Genomic DNA, 20,447 nt, shown 5'->3' with positions numbered 1-20,447 from the left:
GCCTCCACAACACTGTCGGCATTACCACTGCTCCGGCGCATACTAAGCGGTCGCTTGCCTCCGTGGGAACAACCTCCGGGACAACCTTCGGAACAACGGTCCCGAACACGCCCGTGCGCCCGGCGCTCCACGCGGAACGCGGAGCGCCGGGCGCACGACCGTACGCGAGGGCTACTCGCCCACGACCACCTCGGCGACCTGGGGAGCGGCCGGTCCGGCCCGCCAGGCCAGCCGCACGGCGTCGGCGGTGCGTCCGGCGGTGTCGATGGCGGTGTAGGCGCCGTGCAGCGCGCCCACGGTGTGCCAGGTGCCGTCCGCCGTACGCAGCTGGACGTCGGCGGTGCCCTCGGCGCCGGACGGCCGCAGCACCGTCACCGAGCCGACCGGCCGCGCGGCGCCGAGGTCCAACTCCAGCGCGTCACCCTTCACGGGCGCCCGCGCGCCCTCGTACACGGTGCCCGGGTCGCCGTCGGCCGCCGCGCGCAGCGAGGAGCCGGTGGCGGCGGGCGGGTTGCCGGTGACCGTGCCGTCCGTGGTCGCGACCTGGAACGCGCGCACGACGACCCAGCTGCTCTGCCCGGCGGTGGCCCGGGCCCGCACGTAGCGCGCCTTCGTCCCTGCCGGCGGGGCCGCCGTGACGTCGGGCTTCCCGGAGAAGTCCGCGAGCTTCTGCCAGCTCTTGCCGTCCTCCGAGTATTCGAGGACGCCCTCGTGCAGGTAGTCGTCGGCGCTGCCCGGCTTGGCCATGGCGAGCGTGACGGAGCCGATGGTCCGGGACGCGCCGAGGTCCACGGTCAGCTGGTCCCCGGCGGCGGGCGCCCCGTCACTCCAGAAGTACGTGGAGTCGTCGCCGTCGAGCATCCGGGCAACGGTGTTGTCCTGGTACGTGCCCAGGCTCGTCGAGGCCGTCGGCCTGCCGCTCACACCGAGCTTCCGGTCGTACGCGGCGGTGGCGGCGTCGGTGAACCCGTCCAGCTGCCCGTCCCCGACCAGCACCGGCACCTTGCGCCCGTCGAGCCCGGTGTACGTGAACGAGGCGGCGCGCTCCACCTGCGCGGGCAGCCGCTGCCGGAGTTCCCATGCCCGGGCGCCCTTCCCGGCGCGGGCGGCCTCGACCATGCGCAGGGCCGTGCGCGCGGCGGTCGCCCAGGACTCGGTGGCGTCCAACCAGGGGCCGGAGTCGGCGATGAAGCCCCGGTCGGGGAGGGCCGCGCGCAGCCGGGCGGGGGCCGCGCCCAGCGAGGCGAGGACGGCGTCGAGCCGCCTCGCGTCCCCGGACTCCCAGTAGCGGGCAAAGGCGGCGGACAGCTCGGGCGCCTTCGCGGTGTTGAGCGCGGAGCTGTAGTTGACGTCCGCGAAGGCCCGCAGCGCCTTCGCGGTCCGGGCGTCGCCGCCCGCGTACTCCTCGATGCCCTTGCCCCAGGACGCGCGCGGGTCGTAGGCGGCGTCGTTCCAGGCGTAGTCGGCGACGGTGTACAGCGAGAGCTTTGACGCGTACGACTGGATCATCGGGTTGGCGGTGATGCCGGCGAGCCGCCCGGGCAGCCCCTTCTCGCGGCCGTTGAACGGTCCGAGCAGGAGGCGGTTCGTGGCGTAGTCGTTGACCGGGTAGTTGTCCCAGGTCAGGATCGGGTGGCCGAACACCTTACGGGCGGCGTCCGCCTGAGCGACCGTCATGGTGGGGGCGACGACCCCGACCCCGGTCCACTCGACCAGCACATCGGGGTCGAGCTGTCCGGACAGGGCCGTCTTGTACGCCGACGAGCTGACGTTGTAGTACTCGGTGGGGACCATCTGGAGCGGCTGGGCGCCGGGGTGGGTGGCGATGAACTCCTGGTTGACCCGGTTGAGCAGATGGGCCTGGGCAGCGCCCGCCGCGCCGCCACCGGTCCCCCACTTCGCCTTGTCGGCGTCGCAGTTCCAGTTGGTGTAGCTGATGTCGTCCAGCGGGACCGCGAAGGTGCGGACGCCGATGTCCCACATCGTCCGGAACTTGCCGATGAGCGCCTGCACGTCCGCGTCGGAGCTGTAGCAGACCGAGAGGCCGGGTGAGAGGGCGTAGGTGAACTCGACGTGCCGCAGGGCCGCCCGGTCGGCGAGGTCCTTGATCTGCGCCAGCCGGTCGGCGGGGTAGGGGTCGCGCCACTTGGCCCGGAGGTAGTCGTCGTCCTTGGGCGAGTACACGTAGATGTTCATCTTGTGCTCGCCGTAGTAGTCGAGCTGGTCGAGGCGGGCCTCGTGCGACCACGGGGTGCCGTAGAAACCCTCGATGACCCCGCGCAGCGCGGTGCCGGGCCAGTCGCGCACGGCGAGTCCGGCGGCCTTGCCGCCCGGGTGGCCCCGGTGCGGCAGGACCTGGCGCAGGGTCTGCGCCGCGTAGTAGGTGCCGGTGGAGTCCTTGCCGGCGAGGACGATCCGGCCGGCGCCGATCCCGAGGACGTAGCCCTCGGCGGGCAGTCCGGCGGGCCCGTCGAGCTTCTGCGCGGCGAGGGCGGCGGCGTCACCCGCGTACACCGTGAGCCTGCCGGGGACGGGGCGCTCCGCGCGGACGACGTGCTGGGCGCCCGCCTCGCGCAGGGCCTTCTCCACCAAGTCGAGCGTGGGCCCGTCCGCGGTCTCGCCCGCGATCAGGGTGACGGTGGGGGTGACGGTCACCCGGTCGGGGCGAGGCTCGGCGGACTGCGGGGTCGGGGTGATCGTGGGTGTGTCCCGGGCCGTGGCCGGTGCTGGCGGGCTTCCGGCCGCCCGGGCGGATGGTCCGGCGGCCAGCATGCCGCCTGCGAGCAGGGCCGCGGCGGCGGTGAGAGCGGTGATGCGGGGCGGGCGAGGCGTCACAGATCCTCCATTGGTCACTCAGGACACCAAAGTCGCGCAACACAACGTCACTGAATTCAACATCCTGGCGCTTACATGTCAATGGTCTGGACAACATCAACGCGCCGACCTGCGGTTTTACGGCCACCCGCCCCTGTGCGACTACCGGGCGAAGAGCTCGAACGGGACGGCCGGACGCCCGCCGAAGCGGTCGGCGGCGGCCTCGGCGTTGCCGGTGAGGAAAGTGCGGCAGTAGGTCTCGGGGTCCTCGTCCGTGAGGACTTCGATGTACGTGCGGTGGGCCAGGAGGGACTGCACCGACCGTTCCAGACCGGCGGTCGCGTCCACCGCGTGGGTGGGCGTGGACGAGCCCGCCACGGCCACCCAGCGCACGCCGTCCCACGGTTCGAGGCCCTGCTCCCCCAACTCCGGGAAGATCCAGCGGTTGCCCGCGTCGCCCGCCGCGTCGAGCGTGGCGCGGCCGACGGCGCGGTGGTCCGGCGTGTTCCACGCGACCCCGCCCCAGGTGTCACGGTGGTTGAGCGTGATCACCAACTCGGGGCGGTACCGGCGGATGGCGGCCGCGATGTCCCGGCGGAGCGGGACGCCGTACTCGATCACCCCGTCACGGTGGCCCAGGAACTCGACGCGGGAGACGCCGACGGCCGCCGCGCTCGCCCGCTGCTCGCGCTCGCGCAGCGGCCCGCACTTCTCCGGTTCGAGGGTGTCGATCCCGGCCTCGCCCCTGGTCGCCAGCAGATACGTGACCTCGCGTCCGGCGTCGGTCCAGCCGGCCACCGCTGCCGCGCAGCCGTACTCCAGGTCGTCGGGGTGTGCGACCACGGCGAGCGCGCGCCGCCAGTCCTCGGGCATGGGCTTCAACTGCTCGGTCATATCCGCAGGCTAACCGGCAAGGCGGGGGGTGAGACCCGTGACACGAACGGCTTTGATACCCAGGGGGGTATTCTGGGCCGTCCGGGGCACAAGAGAGCGAGACCTGTCCCGTACCCCGGTGAACGAAAGGAACACAGCTCGTGACCAGCCCCGTATCCCTCTCCCCCGCCCAGGCGGCCGCCCGCCTCACGGAGTTCACCGTGATCGACGTACGCGCACCCGGCGAGTACGCGGCGGGGCATGTGCCGGGGGCGGTGAACATACCGCTCGACCGGCTCGACGAGGCGCTGCCCGCGCTCAAGTCCGCGTCCGCCCGCGGCGCGCTGCTCATGGTCTGCGCCTCCGGCAACCGCTCGACGCGCGCCTGCGACCTCCTGTCGGCGGCCGACATCGACGCGGCGACGCTCACCGGCGGCACCTCCGCCTGGGAGAGCGAGGGCCACGGCCTGGAGCGCCCGGTGGGCGCGCGGGCCACCTGGCCGATGGAGCGCCAGGTCCGGCTGGCGGCCGGCTCGCTCGTGGTGGCCGGACTGCTGGCGGGGGTCCGGTATCCGGCCGCGCGCTGGCTGTCCGCCGGTGTCGGCTCCGGTCTCGTCTTCTCCGCCGTCACCGACACCTGCGGGATGGCGGCTGTCCTGTCGAAGCTCCCGCACAACCGCGCGCCGCGCTCGGCGCCCAGCCTGAACGCGACGCTGGACGCCCTCCAGGGCTGAGACCTCGCGGGGCCGGTCCCGTACGACCGGCCCCGCGCTGTACGTCAGACCTCGTCGCGGACCAGCGCGAGCAGCCGGTCCAGCACGCGGGGCCCGCCCGCGCGCAGCCCGTCGTGCTCGAACTCGTCGGTCACCCAGGTGCGCAGCCCCCGGATGGCGGCGGCGGTGCTCAGCGCGTGGGCGGTGTCCACGTACATGTCGTCGTGGTAGACGGCGGCGGCCACCGGGACCTCGTTGGCGGCCAGGCGCTCGGGGTCGTACAGCGGCTCCCAGTCGGTGCGGGCGGCGAGGAGCTCGGCCGTTTCGCGCAGCGGGCGCAGCGCCGGGTCCACCTCGAAGTGCCAGGGGTGGATGGACTCACCCGTGAACAGGACCGGTCCGTCGCCCGCGAGGGCCGTCGCCGCGTCGAACTGCGGGAACTCGGCGCGCACCCGCTCGGCGGCCCAGTCCGTGGGGCGCCCGCCCTGGCCGTAGATGGCCTCGTGCATGAGGGCGTACAGGGGGTGTCCGGCGAAGGAGGTCGCGCCGCGCATCGCCTCCTGGAAGGTGTCGGAGAGCTCGGTGCCGTGCGGGGTGCGGACGAAGGCGTTCTCCAGGAGGTAGTGCAGCTGGTGGCTGCCGCTGCCGCCGCCGAGCATGATGCCGAGGGACTGGAAGCTCTCGGGCGTCAGCCGGTGACCGGCGCTGTCGGGGCGGTGCTCCGCGAGGTGAGCGGTGATCTCCCGGGCGCGTGCGATGTCCTGCGGGTAGCGGGCGTAGTGCGCGGCGACCTTGCGCTCGATGCGGGGGTACGCGGCCCGGTAGACGTCGTCCGCGTGGGCGTCGAGGGAGGGAAGACCGCCGGTGATCAGGACGGTGTCCAGCCCCTCGGGCGCGGCCGAGAGGTAGCGGACGGCGCAGAAGCCGCCGAAGGACTGGCCGAGCACGGTCCAGGGCGCGCCGCCGGTCAGCTTCGGGCGGATGAACTCGCAGTCGCGCACGATGGTGTCCGCGCGGAAGTGCGCGAGGTAGTCGGCCTGCTCGCGCGGCCCGCCCCGCAGCGGGAGGGTCTGCCGGTTGGCCGGGGTGGACAGGCCGGTGCCGCGCTGGTCGAGCAGGAGCACCCGGAATTCGCGCACGGCCCGCCCGAGCCAGGCCTCCGCGCCGGTGAAGCGCCGGGCGCCGAAGCCGGGACCGCCCTCCAGGTACAGCAGCCAGGGCAGCTCCTGGCCGGCCCTGGACGCGGCCACGATCTCCCGGCCGAAGACCTCGATCTGCTCACCGCCGGGGTCGGCGTGGTCGAGCGGGACGGTGAAGCGGTGGTCGGTGAGGACGAGGCCGGGCTGCCGGTAGCTGTTCAAGGGTGCTCCTGGATCGGACGGTTCCCGGACAGTTCAGCACACGGGCGTGCCCCGGACGGTCGCGGCCCGTGTGCGGCCGGGGCGCCGGGCTCCTACCGTGCTCTCATGATCCGGTTCGAACAGGTCGGCAAGGTCTATCCGGACGGCACGACCGCGGTCGACGCGCTGTCCTTCGAGGTCGCCGAGGGAGAACTGGTCACCCTGGTGGGCCCTTCGGGCTGCGGCAAGACGACCACAATGATGATGGTGAACCGGCTGATCGAGCCGACCTCGGGCCGCATCCTGGTGGACGGCCGGGACATCGCGAGGACCGACCCGGTGAAGCTGCGCCGCGGCATCGGCTACGTCATCCAACAGGTGGGGCTCTTCCCGCACCGCACGGTCCTCGACAACACGGCGACCGTGCCGGCCCTCGTGGGCTGGAAGCGGTCCAGGGCGCGCGAGCGGGCCGCCGAGCTGCTCGATCTGGTGGGCCTGGATCCGTCGGTGTACGGCTCCCGCTACCCCGCGCAGCTCTCCGGCGGCCAGCGCCAGCGCGTCGGCGTGGCGCGGGCCCTCGCGGCCGACCCGCCGGTGCTCCTGATGGACGAGCCGTTCGGCGCGGTGGACCCGGTGGTGCGCGAGCGGCTGCAGAACGAATTCCTCAAGCTCCAGTCGAGGGTGAGGAAGACAGTTCTGATGGTCACCCATGACATCGAGGAGGCGGTGCGGATGGGCGACCGGATCGCGGTGTACGGGGAGGGGCGCATCGAGCAGTTCGACACGCCGGGCGCGGTGCTCGGCTCGCCCGCGACCCCGTATGTGGCGGAGTTCGTCGGCGCGGACCGGGGGCTGAAGCGCTTGTCGGTCACCGCGATCGAGCCGGACGACCTGGAACAGCCGCCGCTGGCCCGGCTGGACGAGCCGGCGGGGGCGGCGGCTGCCCGGCTCGGCGCGGCGGGCGCGCGCTGGGCGGTCGTGCTGAACGAGGCGGGCGAGCTGCATGGCTGGGTGTCGGCGGACGCGCTGCGGATCGCCGGGGACCAGGGCACGGTGGGTGAGCTGGCCCGCCGGATGGACGCGTGGGTGCCGGTGGGCGCGCCGCTGAAGCGGGCGTTCAGCGAGATGCTTCAGCGGGACGCGGGGTGGATCGCGGTGCTGGACGGGGCGCGGTTCCTCGGCGTGCTGACCCCGGCGAAGCTCCATGAGGCCCTGCGGCGTTCGGTGGACGCGGACGCGCAGGGCGTGGGGCGCGACGAGGTGCGGTTCGACTCGGTGGCGGACGCCTGAGGCCGGTGGCGGACGCCGGAGGGGGCGCGCTCCGGCGGGCGGTCAGGCGTCCGCCGCGTACTGCCAGAAGTCGCGCATCAGCCGCGGCGGGGTGGGGCCGGTCATCTCCACCTGGCTGAGCATGATCGCGGCCGTGCCGGTGGCGGGGACGATGTGCGCCGTGGTGCCGGTGCCGCCGACCCAGCCGTAGCGTCCCGGCACGTTCCACGGGGCGCTCCTGTCGACGTCGACCGAGCCGCCATAGCCCCAGCCCTGCCCCTCGGTGAACAGCCCGCTCGCCTCGCGCTGCGCGGGGGTCAGGTGGTCCGTCGTCATCTGCCGTACGGACGCGGCCGTCAGGAGGCGCCGGCCGTCCACGGTGCCCTCGCCGAGCAGCATGCGGGCGAAGACGTACAGGTCGTCCACGGTGGAGACCAGTCCGCCGGCCCCGGACGCGAAGTCCGGCATGCCGCTCCACTGTCCGGCCGGGGTGTCGACCAGCACCAGCCCGCCGTCCGCGCCCGGCCGGTACAGAGTGGTGAAGCGGCCTCGCTTCTCGGCCGGGACCGTGAAGCCGGTGTCGCTCATGCCGAGCGGGGCGAAGATCCGCTCGGCGAGGAACTCCGGCAGCGGCTGCCCGGCGACCCGGGCGATGAGCACGCCCAGGATGTCGGAGCAGGTGTTGTAGAGCCACTCACTGCCCGGCTGGGCCAGCAGCGGGATGCGCGAGAGCGTGTCCATCCAGGCGTCCGGGGCGGCGACGTCGCGCGGCAGCGGCGAGCCCTGCTTCAGGTCGCTGAACAGGAGGCGGGCGGCGGGCAGGGAGAAGTCGGACGGGAACCCGTAGCCCGCGCGCGAGGTCATGAGGTCGAGCAGGGTGATGGGGCGGGACGCCGGGACCACGTCGTCCACCGGGCCGTCCGGGGTGCGGACCACGACGGGCGCCGCCACCTCGGGCAGCCACCGCGCGACCGGGTCGTCCAGCGCGATCCGCCCGTCCTCGATCAGCAGCATGGCCGCGACGGCGACGACCGGTTTGGTGAGGGAGGCGATCCTGAAGACCGAGTCCCGGGCCATCGGGGTGCCGTCGTCCGTACCGGCGCTGCCCACGGCCACCGCCTCGACGCGCCCGTCGCGCGCCACCAGGGCCACGGCGCCGGGGATTGATCCGTCGTGGACGTGCTTCTCGATCACTTCGCGCAGGGTGCTCATCGCTCCGCCTTGTCCGGGGGTGTTCCGAAAGACTGACTGGTGCGGCGGCGCGGACTCATCGGTCTCCGCGCGACTCCTTCGCGCGCTCACCCCTTCTCGCCGGGAATGAGGTGTTCGGAGCGCAGATAGGCGCGGGCCACGTCCTCGGGGAGTCGTCGCCAGCTGTCCACCTGTTCGTTGAGCCGGGCCAGGTCCGCGGTGGTCAGTACGGTGTTCAGCTTGCCCAGGGCCTTGCGCACCCCTGGGCCGCCCGCGCGGGCCCGGTTGACGACGGGGACGAGGTAGTCGGCGTTCTGGAGGTGCTTGTCGTCGGCGAGCAGGACGAGCCCGAAGTCGTCCAGGGTGGCATCGGTGGTGGTGGTCAGCACCATCTGGTCGCGGCCGCTCTGCACGGCCTGCTTGGCCTGCGTGGTGCCCACGCCCTTGGGGTCGACGGCGGTGATGTCGATGCCGTACGTCTTCTTCAGCCCGGGCGCGCAGTACGGGCGCTGGACGCACTCGTCGCCGGCCGCGAGGCGGACCGGGAGGCCGGAGCGGCCGAGGTCGCTGAGGGTCTTCAGGTGGTGCTTCCGGGCGTAGGCGGCGGTGACGGCGAACGCGTTCTGGTCGACGGCCTTGCCGGGGTCGAGGACGGTGAGCCCGCGCGGTGCGGCCAGGGCGCGCAGGGCCTTCATCGTGGCGGCGAGGTCCGGTGAGCCGACGGGGGCGGCGTCGGCTCCGTGCTCCTTGGCGTTGAGCCAGTCGGCGAAGGTGGCCGCGTATTCGGGGACGACGTCGATCTGGCCGTTCTCCAGGGCGGGTTCGTAGATCTCCCGGTTGGTGACGGAGATGATCTTGGTGGAGTATCCGGCGCGGTCCAGCAGCAGTGCGTACATCTGGGCGAGGAGGTCGCTCTCGGTGAACCCGGCGGAGCCGATGGTCAGGTGCTTGCTGTCGCCGGGCGGGGCGGTGACCGCGCCCTGGTTCTCCAGCGTGGGTCCGCCGGTGCAGGCGGTGGCCGCCAGAAGCAGGAGCGCGGCGAGCGGGCGGGCGGCCCTCACGCGGTCGCCTCAGCCACGCGCAGGCCGAACCGGCGCGGCGCGAACCGCTGGGCCGCCTCGAAGACGCCCTCCACGACCAGGGCGAACGCGGCGACCAGGACCGCTCCGGCGACCACCTGCGGGGTGGAGGCGAGGTTGAAGCCGGCGGTGATGATGCGGCCGAGCCCTCCGCCGCCCGCGAGGGCCGCGATGGTGGCCGTGGCGACGAGCTGGACGGCGGCGATGCGCACCCCGGTGAGGATGAGGGGCAGGGCGAGCGGGACCTCGACCTGGAGGAGCAGTTGGCGGCCCGTCATGCCCATGCCCCGGGCGGCCCGCACGACGTCCCGGTCGACCTCGCGCATCCCGACGTACGCGTTGGTGAGCAGCGGGGGCACGGCGAACAGGACGAGCGCGACGACCGTCGGGCCCTCGCCCCAGCGGCCGACCGGGGTGAGCAGGAGCAGCACCAGGACGGCGAAGGTGGGCACGGCGCGCCCGACGTTGGAGATGTTGACGGCGAGCGCGCCGCCCCGGCCGAGGTGGCCGAGGAGCAGGGCGACGGGCAGCGCGATGAGGCAGCTGATCAGCAGGCAGACGACGGTGAGGTAGAGGTGCTGGCCGAGGCGGGCCCAGATGCCGTCCTGGCCGTGCCAGTGGGCGGAGGTGGTGAGCCAGGACCAGGCGTCCGTCAGGGTGTTCACGACCGGCTCCTCGTCCAGGGGGTGAGCAGGCGTTGCAGCAGCAGGAGGAGCAGGTCGGCGGCGACGGCGATGACGACGCACAGGACGGACGCGGTGAGCACCTGGGCCTTGAAGTAGGTGTTCATCCCGGCGTAGATGAGGTTGCCGAGTCCGCCGTAGCCGACGATCGCGCCGATGGTGACCAGGGAGACCGCGGAGACGGTGGCGATGCGCAGCCCGGCCATCGCGGCGGGCAGGGCGAGCGGCAGCTCCACCGCGACCAGCAGCCGTACGGGGCCGTAGCCCATGCCCCGGGCGGCCTGCCTGGTGTCCTCGGGCACGGCGCGCAGCCCGGCGAGGATGTTGCGTACGAGCAGGGTCAGCGAGTACAGAACGAGTCCGGCGACGACGAGCGAGGCGGAGAGCCCGTACACCGGCAGCAGCAGGGAGAACATGGCGAGCGACGGGATGGTGTACAGGATCGTCGTCACGCCGAGGACGGGACCGGCGGCCCAGCGCAGGCGCCGTGCGGCAAGGGCGAGCGGCAGGGCCAGGGCGAGGCCGATGAGCACGGCGACCGCGGTCAGCTGGACGTGTTGCAGGGCGGCTTCCCAGAGGATGTGGCGGCGGCTGCTGAGGTAGGCGCCGCAGACCCACTCGTTGCGCGCGAGGCAGTCGTCGGGGGGCGCGGTCACCCGTCCATTGCAGCCCGCACGACCCGGGCGCGCGCGTCCGGGTCGTCCGATCGGGCCACCGGGCCGCCGCGCTCAGGCAGCGGAGGCGGCCTTGTCGAGGATCGCGGCCAGTTCGTCCGGGCGGGAGAACATCGGCCAGTGGCCGGTGTCCATGGTGACCAGCTCCCACCGCTCGCTCGTCAGCAGCCGGGCCACGTCCTCGCCCGGTTCCGGTCCGTCGAGGAGGCACTTGATGTAGGTCGCCGGGAGCGCGTCGAGCGGGCGGTCCAGGACGGCCGGGTCGGCGAGGGCGGCGCCGGGGTGGGGCGTCGCGCCCTTCCGGAACCGTGCGATCTGCTCGTCGGTCAGCTCCTGGCCCGCGAACTCGTCGGCTTCCGGTACGGCCCAGAGGCCGCCGTTCGCGTCCAGCTGCCCCTGGAGCGCGGCGGGCCCCTGCCACCACGCGGAGACGAACGACTCGCCGTCGGCCGGGACGCAGGCGTCCACGAAGACGACACGGGCCAGGCGGTCGCCCAGGCGCGCGGCGGCCTGACCCACGGGGATGCCCGCGTAGCTGTGGCCGACCAGGACGACGTCGCGCAGACCCAGCCGGTCCACCTCCCCGAGGACGTCGGTCACCTGGGTCTGCCGGCCGACCGGCCGCTCCCGCTTCCCGCCGAGCCCGGACAGGGTCAGCGGGTGGACGCCGTGTCCGGCCGCGCGCAGCCCCGGCACCACCTCGTCCCACGCCGTCTCGTCCAGCCAGGCGCCTGCCACCAGTACGAAATCAGTCATGCCGGGGACCCTAGCGGAGGGGTACGACAACGCCGTCAGACCGCGTCCGCGCCGCCCATCGCCCGTGCCGCGGACCGGAGTTCCAGGATCTCCAGGACCCGTCCGCCCCAGCGCAGGTTCTCCTCCTCGAAGGACCGGCCGCGCATCAGCGTCAGATAGGGGCCGACGCGGTCGGTGTCCGCGAGGAACGCCGCCTCGTCGCGGCCGTCGAGCAGGCGCAGGCGCAGGCGTTCGTAGCGGGCGAGCTTGGCGCGGGCCCACTCCATGCGCTCCTCGACCGAAGCGCGTACCGTCCCGGCGTCGCCGACATCCACGGCCTGGATCATCACGAGCAGTTCGTCCCGGATGGCCGTGGGCCGGGGCGCCTCGGCGGTGAACGCGCCGAGCGCGTCGCGACCGGCCGGTGTCAGCGTGAAGAGCCGCTTGTTCGGCCGGCGCACCTGCTCGACCACACGCGCCTCGATCAGACCGTCCTCGGCGAGCCGGTCCAGTTCCCGGTAGAGCTGCTGCGGGGTGGCCGACCAGAAGTTCGCCACCGAGACGTCGAAGGCCTTCGCCAGGTCGTATCCGGACGCCTCGCCTTCGAGCAGGGCTGCCAGGACCGCGTACTTGAGGGACATCTGGACACGCTAGCACCCATGTGATTAATGTCGATCGCACCTATTCAACAAATTGACTATGGAGGCCGGGATGCTCGCTTTCCGCAAGGCGGTCGAGGCGCACGATCTGGCGGCGGTGGAGGCCGCGCTGGCCGAGGATGTCGTCTTCACCAGCCCGGTGGCGTTCAAGCCCTACCCGGGGAAGCCGGTCACGGCCGCGATCCTGCGGGCCGTCTCGGAGGTGTTCGGGGACTTCCGTTACGTACGGGAGATGGCGAGCCCGGACGGGCGCGACCACGCGCTCGTCTTCACCGCGAAGGTCGGCGACCGGGAGATCACCGGCTGCGACTTCCTGCACCTGAACGAGGACGGCCTGATCGACGACCTCATGGTGATGGTCCGCCCCCTGTCGGCCGCACAGGCGCTGGCCGCCGAGATGGGCGCACGGTTCGAGCGGATCAGCCGGGAGGCGGCGGCGGGCTGACCGGCCGCACCCGCACGGGCCGGCCGGACGGGCGCCGGGAAGCGCGTCGCGGCGGGTGCCATCGCGGTGTCCACCGCGAGACGTGGGCGTATTGTCCGTTTATGGGCAATGTGGGACCCGTCGTGGACTCGGCGGAGGAGCGGCTGGACGCGACGGTGGCGTGTGCCGTGCGCGAGACGGGCGCCGCCGTGGCCATGCTCTATCTGCTGCCGCCCGGCGAATCCACGCTCCGGCTCGCCGTGCTCGCCGGGATTCCGGCGGAGATCGCCGATCCCTGGCTGCGGGTGCCGTTGTCCGCGCCCATACCGGTGTCCGACGCGGTGAAGGACCGGCACCTGGTGTGGCTCGGCAGCCAGGAGGAGCTGGCCCGGCGCTATCCGCGCCCCGCGCTCGTCCTGCCGTACCGCTTCGCGCTCGCCGCCGCGCCGCTGGTCAGCGGAACGGAGGCGCTGGGCGGTCTCGTCCTGCTGTGGCCCGGCTCGCACCCGGCGCAGCTGACGCCGCAGGAGCGCGCGGCGGTCCACGACTGCTGCGGCGACGCCGCGCGGGTCCTGCACGAGGCGCGGGAGCGGGGCCACCCGGTGAACGCGGGACGGGGTCCGCGGGTGCTGCCCCCGGTCACCGCTCCGCCGCCCGCGCACACCGAGGCGGTCGCCGCCGCGGACTTCGTGGGCCGCTTGCCGGGCGGCTGCTGCACCCTCGACATGCACGGAAGGATCACCTTTCTCACGGAGACCGGTGCCGAACTGGTTGGGGGACGCGTCGAGGACCTGGTGGGGACGCTGCCGTGGGAGTCGCTGCGCTGGATGGCCGATCCGGTGTTCGAAGACCAGTACCGGGGCGCGATGATCAGCCGGGAGCCGATGTGCTTCGTGGCCCTGCGGCCGCCGGACCAGTGGCTGTCGTTCCGCCTCTACCCCGACGCGTCCGGGATCAGCGTGTACATCACCCCGGTCACCGATCCGCACGCCTCGGCGCTCCCCACCGCCACGGGCGCCGCCTCCTCGCCGAGCGCCCCGGGACGCGCCGTCGCGCTCTACCACCTGATGCACCTGGCCGCGACGCTCACGGAGGCCGTGGGCATCCAGGACGTGGTGGAGCTGATCGCCGAGCAACTGGTGCCCGCCTTTCGCATCCAGGCGCTCGCCGTGCTGACCGTGGCGGAGGGGCGGCTGCGCATCGAGGGGCACCGGGGCTTCGGCGACGAGCTGATGGAGTGCTTCGAGGGCGCGCCGCTGACCTCCGGCGCCCCCGTCGCACAGGTGCTGAGCACCGGTGTCCCCGCCTTCTACCGGACCTTCGACGAGTTCCGGCGCGCCTTCGAGCCCGCTTCGCTCCAGGAGGGCCTGGCCGCGTGGGCCTTCCTGCCGCTCTTCGCCTCCGGGCGCCCGGTCGGCACGATGGTGTTCGGTTACGACCGCACGCGCTCCTTCGATCCGGAGGAACGGGCCCTGCTCACCTCGATCGCCGGGCTCATCGCCCAGGCCCTGGACCGGGCCCGCCTGTACGACACGAAAGAGCGGCTGGCCCACAGCCTCCAGGCCCATCTGCTCCCCCACACGCTGCCCCGGATCGGCGGGCTCGACGTGGCCGCCCGCTATCTGCCCGCCACCCGGGGCATGGGCATCGGCGGCGACTTCTACGACGTCATCCCGCTCGACGCCACCACCGCGGCCGCGGCCATCGGCGACGTACAGGGCCACAACGTGACGGCCGCCGCCCTGATGGGGCAGGTACGCACGGCGGTGCACGCCTCCGCCGGGGCGCCGCCCGCCGAGGTCCTGGCGCGCACCAACCGGCTGCTCTCCGACCTCGACGCCGACCTGTTCACCAGCTGCCTCTACGTCCATCTGGACCTGGCGGGCCACCGCGCCCTGCTGGCCACGGCGGGCCACCCGCCGCCGCTGCTGCGCCATCCCGGTGGAGAGACGGAGGTGCTGCGGCTGCCGCCCGGTCTGCTGCTCGGCGTCGACCGGGAGGCCCGTTACCCGACGACCGAGATCCCGCTGCCGCCGGGCGCCGCGCTCGCGCTGTACACGGACGGGCTCGTGGAGGTGCCGGGCACCGATCCCGACCGGTCGACGGCGGCGCTCGCCGACCAGTTCGGCCGGAGCACCGGCCGCCCGATGGAGGCCGTCGCCGACAGCCTCGTCCGGTACGCGAAGGACGTCACTCCGGGCAGCGACGACATCGCGCTGCTCCTGATCGAGGCGCTGCGGGACGAGGACGGCTGAGGCAGCATCATCCTTCAGCCCGTCGCCGCGAACGACCGGTCCGCCGCCACGAGTTCCCTGGTGCACGGGTGCTCCGGCGCGCCCAGCACCCGCCCCGCCGCCCCCGTCTCCACGACCCGGCCGTCCTCCATCACCGCGATCCGGTCCGCCCGGGCGGCGGTCGCCAGGTCGTGGGTGATCAGGACCAGCGCGTCGGTGTGCCCCGAGCGCAGCAGCCCGCCGAGCAGGCCCAGCACCGCGTCCCGGGTCAGCGGATCGAGGCCGGAGGTGATCTCGTCGCACACCAGGACCCGGGGGCGGGCGAGAACGGCGCGGGCCAGTGCCGCGCGCTGGAGTTCGCCGCCGGAGAGATGGGCGGGCAGGCGCGCCGCCTTCGCCTCCGGGAGCCCGAGGGCGCCCAGCAGCGCAAGCGCCTCGCGCCTCGCCCCGGCCGGGTCCGCGCCTCGCAGGCGTACCGCCGTCCGCGCGACCTGGTCGAGCACGGGGCGGTACGCGTCGAAGGCCGCCTTCGCGTCCTGGAACACGTACTGCACACCGGCCACCTGACTCCGGGAACGCTCGCGCAGCCCGGCGGGCAAGGGCTCGCCGTCGAGGAGCACGTCCCCGCCGTGGCGCGGGTGCAGGCCGGTCACGCAGCGGGCCAGGGTGGTCTTGCCGCTCCCCGACCGGCCCACGACGGCGAGGCATTCACCGGCACGGACGGTCAGCGACACGCGGTCGAGCACGGGCGTCCGGCCGTGACGCGCGACGAGGGAACGCGCGTCGAGCACCACGCCCTCCCGCCCCGCACCGCCCAGCGGGGCCCGGGCGGGCGCGTCCGCCGGAGCCGTGTCCCGTACCCGGCCGTCGTGCAGGACCACCACCTCGTCGGCCAGCGCCCGGACGACGTCCATGTCATGACTGAGCAGGAGTACGGCGATCCCCTGCCGGGCGACATCGGCCAGCAGGTCCACGATCCCGCGCTTCGTCAGCGGGTCCTGACCGGTGGTCGGCTCGTCCGCGACGACGGCCCGCGCGCCGAGCAGCAGCACCTGGGCGAGTACGACGCGCTGCTGCTGGCCCCCGGAGAGCTGGTGCGGGAAGCGGCGCAGCATCCGTTCGTCGGCGGGCAGCCGGACGCGGGCGAGGGCGTCGAGCACACGGTCCCGCGCCGCCGCCCGGCGCCCCGGACGGGGCAGGTGCCGGACCCGGTCGCGGGCGATGTCCATGAGCAACGCGCCGATGCGGCGGGCCGGGTTGAGCACGGCGGCCGGGTGCTGCGGTACGTAGCCGATGAGGCCCTGCGGGACCCGTACGCTGCCGGTCACCCGTGCTCCGGGCGGGTACTCGCCGAGCAGGGCGACCCCGGTGGTCGTCTTGCCGCTGCCCGATCCGCCGGTCAGCGCGGTGATCCGGCCGGGCCGCAGGCGGAGATCCACTCCGTCGAGCACGGCGCGCCCGCCGACCTCGACCCGCAGCCCCTCGATCACAGCGACCGGCTCGCGCGCGGCGGTGCGTACAGGTGTCATCGGTCCTTCTCCGTGCGGTGCGGGCGGGTGAGCGCGGCGTCGGCGAGCAGGTTGCCGCCCATGGTGAGTGCGACGACCAGCAGGGCGGGCACCACCGTCGCCCACGGCTGCACGGACAGGCCGGTGCGGTTGCGGTCCACCATCACGGCCCAGTCGGCGGCGTCCGGGGCCACGCCCACGCCGAGGAAGGCGGCGGTGGCCACGAGGTAGACCGCGCCGGTCAGGCGGACGCCGATGTCCGCGGCGAGGGTGCGGCCGATGGCCCGCCCGACGTAGCCGAGGGCCAGGCGCGCCCAGCTCTCCCCCTGCATGCGCAGCGCCTCGACGGCGGGGCGCGCGGCGGCCTCCGCTCCGGCGGCCCGGACGATCCGTGCCGCGTCCGGGATGCCGACGAACGCGACGACGGCGGCGAGCCCGGCCGGGCCCGGCTGCACGACGGCGGCCACCAGCAGGACGGCGAGGAGGGACGGCACGGAGAGCAGGACGTCCAGGGGGCGCATCAGCACCTCCTCCAGCCAGGCCCGCCGGGTGAGGGCGCAGACGAAGCCGACGGGCAGCGCCACCGCGTAGGTCAGGGCCGTCGCGGCGACGGCGACGAGGACGACGGACCGGCCGCCGAGCAGGATCTCCCGCAGCACGTCGCGGCCGGTGAAGTCGGTGCCGAGCGGGTGGCCGGCCCCGGTGGTCAGCGAGGTGCCGCGCGGTCCCGCGTCACCGGCGAACAGCGGCCCGGCCAGGGCGATCAGGAGCGGCACGCCGACGACGAGGAGGCCGGGGACGAACCGCCCGGCGCCCCGCCCCGGGGCGGCCTCGCCCGGACGGCCGACGACGATGCGCTTCAGCCCGCGCCGGGAGCGGGCCACCGCGACGGCCATCATGCGGCGACCTCCGTCCGGGGCACGAGGCGGTGGGTGACCAGGTCGGCGCCCAGGTTGAGCAGGACGGTGACGACGCCGAACACCACCGCGAGCCCCTGCACCGTGGGCAGGTCGCGCTCCGCGACCGCGTTCATGAGGACGGTGCCGAGCCCGGGGACCACGAACAGGGCCTCCACGACGACCACCCCGCACAGCAGCCAGTCGACCGTGCGGGCGAGTTGCTGGGCGGCCGGGGTGAGGGCGTTGGGGAGGGCGTGCGCGTAGCGGACCCGGGTGCGGGAGAGGCCGCAGCGGCGGGCCTGTGCCACGTACGGGGAGGCCAGCGCGTCGAGCATGCCCGCGCGGACGAGCCGGGCGAGCGAGCAGACCGGGCGCGCGAGCAGGACCAGGACGGGCAGGACGAGCGCGGCGGGGTGGGAGGAGAGCTCGGTGCCGTACCCCACCGCGGTGGGCGGGAACCAGCCGAGCCGCAGGGCGAAGACCGTGACCACCAGGGCTCCCAGGGCGAATTCGGGGACGGCGTAGAGGGCGAGCAGCACCGCGCTGATGGTCCGGTCCACCGCTCCTCCCTCGCGCCGGGCCGCCAGCACGCCGAGGCCGATTCCGGCCGGGACCAACAGCAGGACCGTCGGTACGGCGAGCAGCAGGGTGGGGCCGATGCCGTCGGCGAGCGCGGCGGCGACCGGCCGCCCGGAGGTCAGCGAGGTGCCGAGGTCGCCGTGGAGCAGCCCGGCCGTCCAGTCGAGGAGGCGTTCGTGGGCGGGCCGGTCCAGCCGCATCGCCGTACGGACGGCTTCGATGCGTTCGGGGTCGGGCTGGTCGCCTGCGAGGGCGACGGCGGCGTCGCCGGGCAGGGCCTCGGTGGCGGCGAAGACGAGCAGGACCACGGCGGCGGTCTGCGCGCCGCCGAGCAGCAGCCGTCGCGCCACCCGGTGTCCGGTCGCGTTCACGCCAGCCACACCTTGTCGAAGCGGGCCCAGTCCAGGGTGTTGGCGGGGGCCTGGTGCTCGATGCCCCGGACGTTGCGGGCCGTGCCGAGGATCCAGTCGGCGAAGCCCCAGATGAGGAACGGCCCCTCGGTGTACAGCCGGCGCTGCATGCGGGCGTAGACGTCGGCGCGCTGCTTCGCGTCCTTCGTGGACTGGGCCTGCCGGTACAGGGCGTCGAAGTCCTGGTGGCGCCAGTGGGTGGCGTTGGTGGTCGAGTCGGTGAGCAGGCGCTGCGAGAGGTGCGACTCGATGGGCATCGCCCCGGAGCGGTAGCAGCACAGGGTGCCCGCGTCGAGGATGTCCTTCCAGTACGTGTCCTTGCTGCCGGTCCGTACGCGGACGGTGATGCCCGCCTTCGCGGCCTGGTCGCGGAAGACGGCGGCGGCCTCGGTGAAGCCGGTGGCGACCGGTGAGGTGTCGAGGGTGATCCGCAGGTCGTCGGCGCCCGCCTCCTTCAGCAGCCGCCGGGCGCGGCCGAGGTCCTGCTCGCGCTGCGGAAGGCCGTCCGCGTAGTACTCGTACCCCTTGCCGAAGAGGTCGTTGCCGGTCTCACCGGCGCCGGAGAGGGCGCTGCGTACGAGCTCCGCGCGGTCGGCGACGAGGAACAGCGCCTGGCGGACGCGGCGGTCGTGGAAGGGCGGCCGGTCGGTCTTCATGGCGAAGGACTGCATGGCGCTGTTGCGGAGCCGCACGATGGTCACGCGCCCGCCGTGCTCGTGGGCGCGGGCGGTGGCGGGGTTCAGCTCGTGGGCGTACTCCACCTGGCCGCCCAGCAGGGCGTTGACGCGGGCGGACTCCTCGTCGGCGACGACGAATTCCAGTTCGTCCAGATGCGGCGCGCCCTCCCAGTAGTCGTCGTTGCGGCGCAGGAGGGTGGAGCGCCCCGGTGCGAAGGAGACGAGGCGGAAGGGTCCACTGCCGACGGGCGCGTGATCGAAGTCGCCCTCGCGCGCCGACGCCGGGATGATGTACGCGCCGAACGCGGCCATGACGTTGGGGAATTCGGCGGTCGGGCGCTTGAGGACGAACCCCACGGTCCGCTCGTCCAGAGCCCGGCTGGCGGCCAGGTCGATCGGTTCGAGCGAGGCCCTGCCCCGGAAGGCGCGCTTCGGGTCGGCGATGCGCCGGTAGCTGTGCAGGACGTCGGCGGCGGTCACGGGCTTCCCGTCGTGGAAGACGGCGGAGCGCAGGGAGACCTTCCACCGCTTCAGGGTGCTGTCCGGTTCCCAGGAGGCGGCGAGGCGGGGCTGTGCGGAGAGGTCGGCGCCGTAGTCGGCGAGCTTGTCGTAGAGGGCCTTGGCGCGGGCCGCGTCGGCGAACAGGTTGCTGAGGTGCGGGTCGAGGGTTTCGCTCGCCCCTCCTCCGGCGAAGGCGGCCCTCAGGCGTCCGCCGCGTTTCGGGGTGCCTGCTTCTTGCTTGGTGTCGGAGGTGCCGGGGGCGGGGGTGCCCGCGCATCCGGAGAGGGCGAGGGCTCCGGCGGCTCCCGAGGCGATCAGGAAGCCTCGGCGGTGCAGGCCGGGGAAGTGGTCGTCGTGCATCACGGTTGTCCTTGCTGTGCGGTGGGTATCGGGGCCCGGCGACGGGCGATGAGGTGGAGGCGGTCACCGGTCGTGGTGCCCGCGGAGAACGCGCCCTCGCGCCAGGCGGGTTCGGTGCGCGGTCCCGGCCCGTCGTGCAGGGCCAGCACCTCGAACCCGGCCCCGGTGACGGTGCGGCGCAGCTCGTCGGGCAGCAACAGGCGCCACGCGGAGCGCTGTTCGACCGGCGGCGAGCCGTCGTCCGTGGTCCAGGTGCGGGAGCGGTGCAGGAGGCGTCCGGCGGCGTCCACGCGGAGCCGGGTGACGGAGCGGTAGGTGACGCCCTCGTGGGTGAACGCGTGGGCGGCGGGGGCGCCGTTGCGGTGGGCGCGGCCGAGGAAGTAGGCGCCGTTGCGCATCTCCGCGACGAGCAGGCCGCCCGGGGCGAGCGCCCGGTGGCAGGAGGCGAGGCATCCGGCGAGTTCCGCGTCGGTCCGGCAGTAGAGCAGCGCGCTGTCCAGACAGACCACGGCGTCGAAGCTCCGCGCCCCCAGGTCGAAGCGGCGCAGGTCCGCACGGAGGTAGCGGGGGCCCGGGTGGTGCCGGGCGGCGTACCGGAGCATCGCGTCGGAGAGGTCCGCGCCCGTCACCGTACGGCCGGCCGCGTGCAGGTGGGCGGCGTCGCGGCCGGTGCCGCAGCCGAGGTCCAGGACGCGGGCACCGGACCCGTGGTCGCGCAGGCACTCCTCGGTCCAGCGTCCGGCGAGCCGTTCGGCGTCGGGGAAGCGCGTCTCGTACAGGGCCGGGTTGTCGGTGAGCAGGTTCCTGTCGTTCATCGCGGGCCCC

At 73.8% G+C, this 20,447-nt stretch carries 18 protein-coding genes; 4 read left to right on the top strand and 14 right to left on the bottom strand.

What is annotated here, in order from left to right; all coding sequences use genetic code 11:
• Positions 1–171: 171 nt before the first annotated feature.
• Together OHS17_RS31445 and OHS17_RS31440 are read right to left on the bottom strand one after the other, a co-directional pair.
• Entirely contained in the window at positions 172–2,835 is a 2,664-nt protein-coding gene (locus tag OHS17_RS31445; protein ID WP_330314924.1) for a beta-N-acetylglucosaminidase domain-containing protein, read from the bottom strand.
• A gap of 141 nt (positions 2,836–2,976) precedes the next feature.
• The gene (locus OHS17_RS31440; RefSeq protein ID WP_330314923.1) at positions 2,977–3,708 is read right to left on the bottom strand and encodes a PIG-L deacetylase family protein; all 732 of its coding nucleotides are present in this window, start codon (positions 3,706–3,708) and stop codon (positions 2,977–2,979) included.
• A 140-nt stretch (positions 3,709–3,848) separates the two neighbouring features.
• Here OHS17_RS31440 and OHS17_RS31435 point away from each other — a divergent pair, with 140 nt between their 5' ends.
• Entirely contained in the window at positions 3,849–4,421 is a 573-nt protein-coding gene (locus OHS17_RS31435; RefSeq protein WP_330314922.1) for a rhodanese-like domain-containing protein, read from the top strand.
• A gap of 44 nt (positions 4,422–4,465) precedes the next feature.
• Here the strand turns inward: OHS17_RS31435 and OHS17_RS31430 are convergent, their stop codons facing one another.
• A complete protein-coding gene (locus OHS17_RS31430) occupies positions 4,466–5,761 on the bottom strand; it encodes an alpha/beta fold hydrolase (RefSeq protein WP_330314921.1) in 1,296 nt (431 codons plus the stop codon).
• 105 nt (positions 5,762–5,866) lie between these two features.
• On the opposite strand from OHS17_RS31430, the gene OHS17_RS31425 reads away from it, so the two are divergent.
• Positions 5,867–7,030 (top strand): ABC transporter ATP-binding protein, encoded by a 1,164-nt coding sequence (locus OHS17_RS31425; protein ID WP_018105047.1) that lies wholly within the window; start codon positions 5,867–5,869, stop codon positions 7,028–7,030.
• 42 nt (positions 7,031–7,072) lie between these two features.
• Here OHS17_RS31425 and OHS17_RS31420 read toward each other — a convergent pair whose 3' ends face one another.
• From OHS17_RS31420 to OHS17_RS31395, 6 genes are all read right to left on the bottom strand, one after another.
• A complete protein-coding gene (locus OHS17_RS31420) occupies positions 7,073–8,221 on the bottom strand; it encodes a serine hydrolase domain-containing protein (protein WP_330314920.1) in 1,149 nt (382 codons plus the stop codon).
• 86 nt (positions 8,222–8,307) lie between these two features.
• The gene (locus OHS17_RS31415) at positions 8,308–9,261 is read right to left on the bottom strand and encodes an ABC transporter substrate-binding protein (protein WP_330314919.1); all 954 of its coding nucleotides are present in this window, start codon (positions 9,259–9,261) and stop codon (positions 8,308–8,310) included.
• A complete protein-coding gene (locus tag OHS17_RS31410) occupies positions 9,258–9,944 on the bottom strand; it encodes an ABC transporter permease (RefSeq protein WP_073862016.1) in 687 nt (228 codons plus the stop codon). The genes OHS17_RS31415 and OHS17_RS31410 overlap by 4 nt, the downstream gene beginning before the upstream one ends.
• Complete coding sequence (locus OHS17_RS31405; protein ID WP_330314918.1) at positions 9,941–10,618, bottom strand: ABC transporter permease; 678 nt, start codon at positions 10,616–10,618, stop codon at positions 9,941–9,943. The genes OHS17_RS31410 and OHS17_RS31405 overlap by 4 nt, the downstream gene beginning before the upstream one ends.
• A 72-nt stretch (positions 10,619–10,690) precedes the next feature.
• Complete coding sequence (locus OHS17_RS31400; protein WP_330314917.1) at positions 10,691–11,392, bottom strand: alpha/beta fold hydrolase; 702 nt, start codon at positions 11,390–11,392, stop codon at positions 10,691–10,693.
• A gap of 35 nt (positions 11,393–11,427) precedes the next feature.
• Entirely contained in the window at positions 11,428–12,012 is a 585-nt protein-coding gene (locus OHS17_RS31395; RefSeq protein ID WP_330314916.1) for a PadR family transcriptional regulator, read from the bottom strand.
• A gap of 70 nt (positions 12,013–12,082) precedes the next feature.
• Here OHS17_RS31395 and OHS17_RS31390 point away from each other — a divergent pair, with 70 nt between their 5' ends.
• Positions 12,083–12,475, top strand: coding sequence for a nuclear transport factor 2 family protein (locus OHS17_RS31390; RefSeq protein ID WP_330314915.1), 393 nt, complete (start codon positions 12,083–12,085; stop codon positions 12,473–12,475).
• 101 nt (positions 12,476–12,576) lie between these two features.
• Complete coding sequence (locus OHS17_RS31385) at positions 12,577–14,709, top strand: PP2C family protein-serine/threonine phosphatase (protein ID WP_330314914.1); 2,133 nt, start codon at positions 12,577–12,579, stop codon at positions 14,707–14,709.
• Positions 14,710–14,723: 14 nt separating this feature from the next.
• On the opposite strand, the gene OHS17_RS31380 is transcribed toward OHS17_RS31385, so the two are convergent.
• Genes OHS17_RS31380 through OHS17_RS31360 form a run of 5 tightly spaced genes read right to left on the bottom strand, consistent with a single transcriptional unit; the run spans position 14,724 to position 20,437 of the window.
• Positions 14,724–16,217 carry an ABC transporter ATP-binding protein gene (locus OHS17_RS31380; protein WP_330314913.1) on the bottom strand — a complete coding sequence of 498 codons (1,494 nt, stop codon included), beginning with the start codon at positions 16,215–16,217 and terminating at the stop codon, positions 14,724–14,726.
• Positions 16,214–17,092 carry an ABC transporter permease gene (locus OHS17_RS31375; protein ID WP_330315406.1) on the bottom strand — a complete coding sequence of 293 codons (879 nt, stop codon included), beginning with the start codon at positions 17,090–17,092 and terminating at the stop codon, positions 16,214–16,216. Before OHS17_RS31375 ends, OHS17_RS31380 begins: the two co-directional genes overlap by 4 nt.
• A complete protein-coding gene (locus OHS17_RS31370) occupies positions 17,092–18,045 on the bottom strand; it encodes an ABC transporter permease (protein ID WP_330314912.1) in 954 nt (317 codons plus the stop codon). Before OHS17_RS31370 ends, OHS17_RS31375 begins: the two co-directional genes overlap by 1 nt.
• Positions 18,042–19,622, bottom strand: coding sequence for an ABC transporter substrate-binding protein (locus OHS17_RS31365; protein WP_330314911.1), 1,581 nt, complete (start codon positions 19,620–19,622; stop codon positions 18,042–18,044). The genes OHS17_RS31370 and OHS17_RS31365 overlap by 4 nt, the downstream gene beginning before the upstream one ends.
• Positions 19,622–20,437 (bottom strand): class I SAM-dependent DNA methyltransferase, encoded by an 816-nt coding sequence (locus OHS17_RS31360; protein ID WP_330314910.1) that lies wholly within the window; start codon positions 20,435–20,437, stop codon positions 19,622–19,624. Before OHS17_RS31360 ends, OHS17_RS31365 begins: the two co-directional genes overlap by 1 nt.
• Between the last annotated feature and the right edge of the window lie 10 nt (positions 20,438–20,447).

The organism is Streptomyces sp. NBC_00523, assembly GCF_036346615.1.
GTDB lineage: Bacteria > Actinomycetota > Actinomycetes > Streptomycetales > Streptomycetaceae > Streptomyces.
The sequence above is the reverse complement of the archived record's forward strand: the minus strand, read 5'-3'. Positions and strand labels throughout refer to the sequence as shown.

Bases quoted from the DNA above. Each gene is read 5' to 3' on its own strand.
- OHS17_RS31440 (WP_330314923.1), bottom strand. From the start codon at position 3,708: ATGACCGAGCAGTTGAAGCCCATGCCCGAGGACTGGCGGCGCGCGCTC.
- OHS17_RS31385 (WP_330314914.1), top strand. From the start codon at position 12,577: ATGGGCAATGTGGGACCCGTCGTGGACTCGGCGGAGGAGCGGCTGGAC.
- OHS17_RS31365 (WP_330314911.1), bottom strand. From the start codon at position 19,622: ATGCACGACGACCACTTCCCCGGCCTGCACCGCCGAGGCTTCCTGATC.
- OHS17_RS31425 (WP_018105047.1), top strand. From the start codon at position 5,867: ATGATCCGGTTCGAACAGGTCGGCAAGGTCTATCCGGACGGCACGACC.
- OHS17_RS31395 (WP_330314916.1), bottom strand. From the start codon at position 12,012: ATGTCCCTCAAGTACGCGGTCCTGGCAGCCCTGCTCGAAGGCGAGGCG.
- OHS17_RS31420 (WP_330314920.1), bottom strand. From the start codon at position 8,221: ATGAGCACCCTGCGCGAAGTGATCGAGAAGCACGTCCACGACGGATCA.
- OHS17_RS31400 (WP_330314917.1), bottom strand. From the start codon at position 11,392: ATGACTGATTTCGTACTGGTGGCAGGCGCCTGGCTGGACGAGACGGCG.
- OHS17_RS31375 (WP_330315406.1), bottom strand. From the start codon at position 17,092: ATGGCCGTCGCGGTGGCCCGCTCCCGGCGCGGGCTGAAGCGCATCGTC.
- OHS17_RS31390 (WP_330314915.1), top strand. From the start codon at position 12,083: ATGCTCGCTTTCCGCAAGGCGGTCGAGGCGCACGATCTGGCGGCGGTG.
- OHS17_RS31380 (WP_330314913.1), bottom strand. From the start codon at position 16,217: ATGACACCTGTACGCACCGCCGCGCGCGAGCCGGTCGCTGTGATCGAG.
- OHS17_RS31360 (WP_330314910.1), bottom strand. From the start codon at position 20,437: ATGAACGACAGGAACCTGCTCACCGACAACCCGGCCCTGTACGAGACG.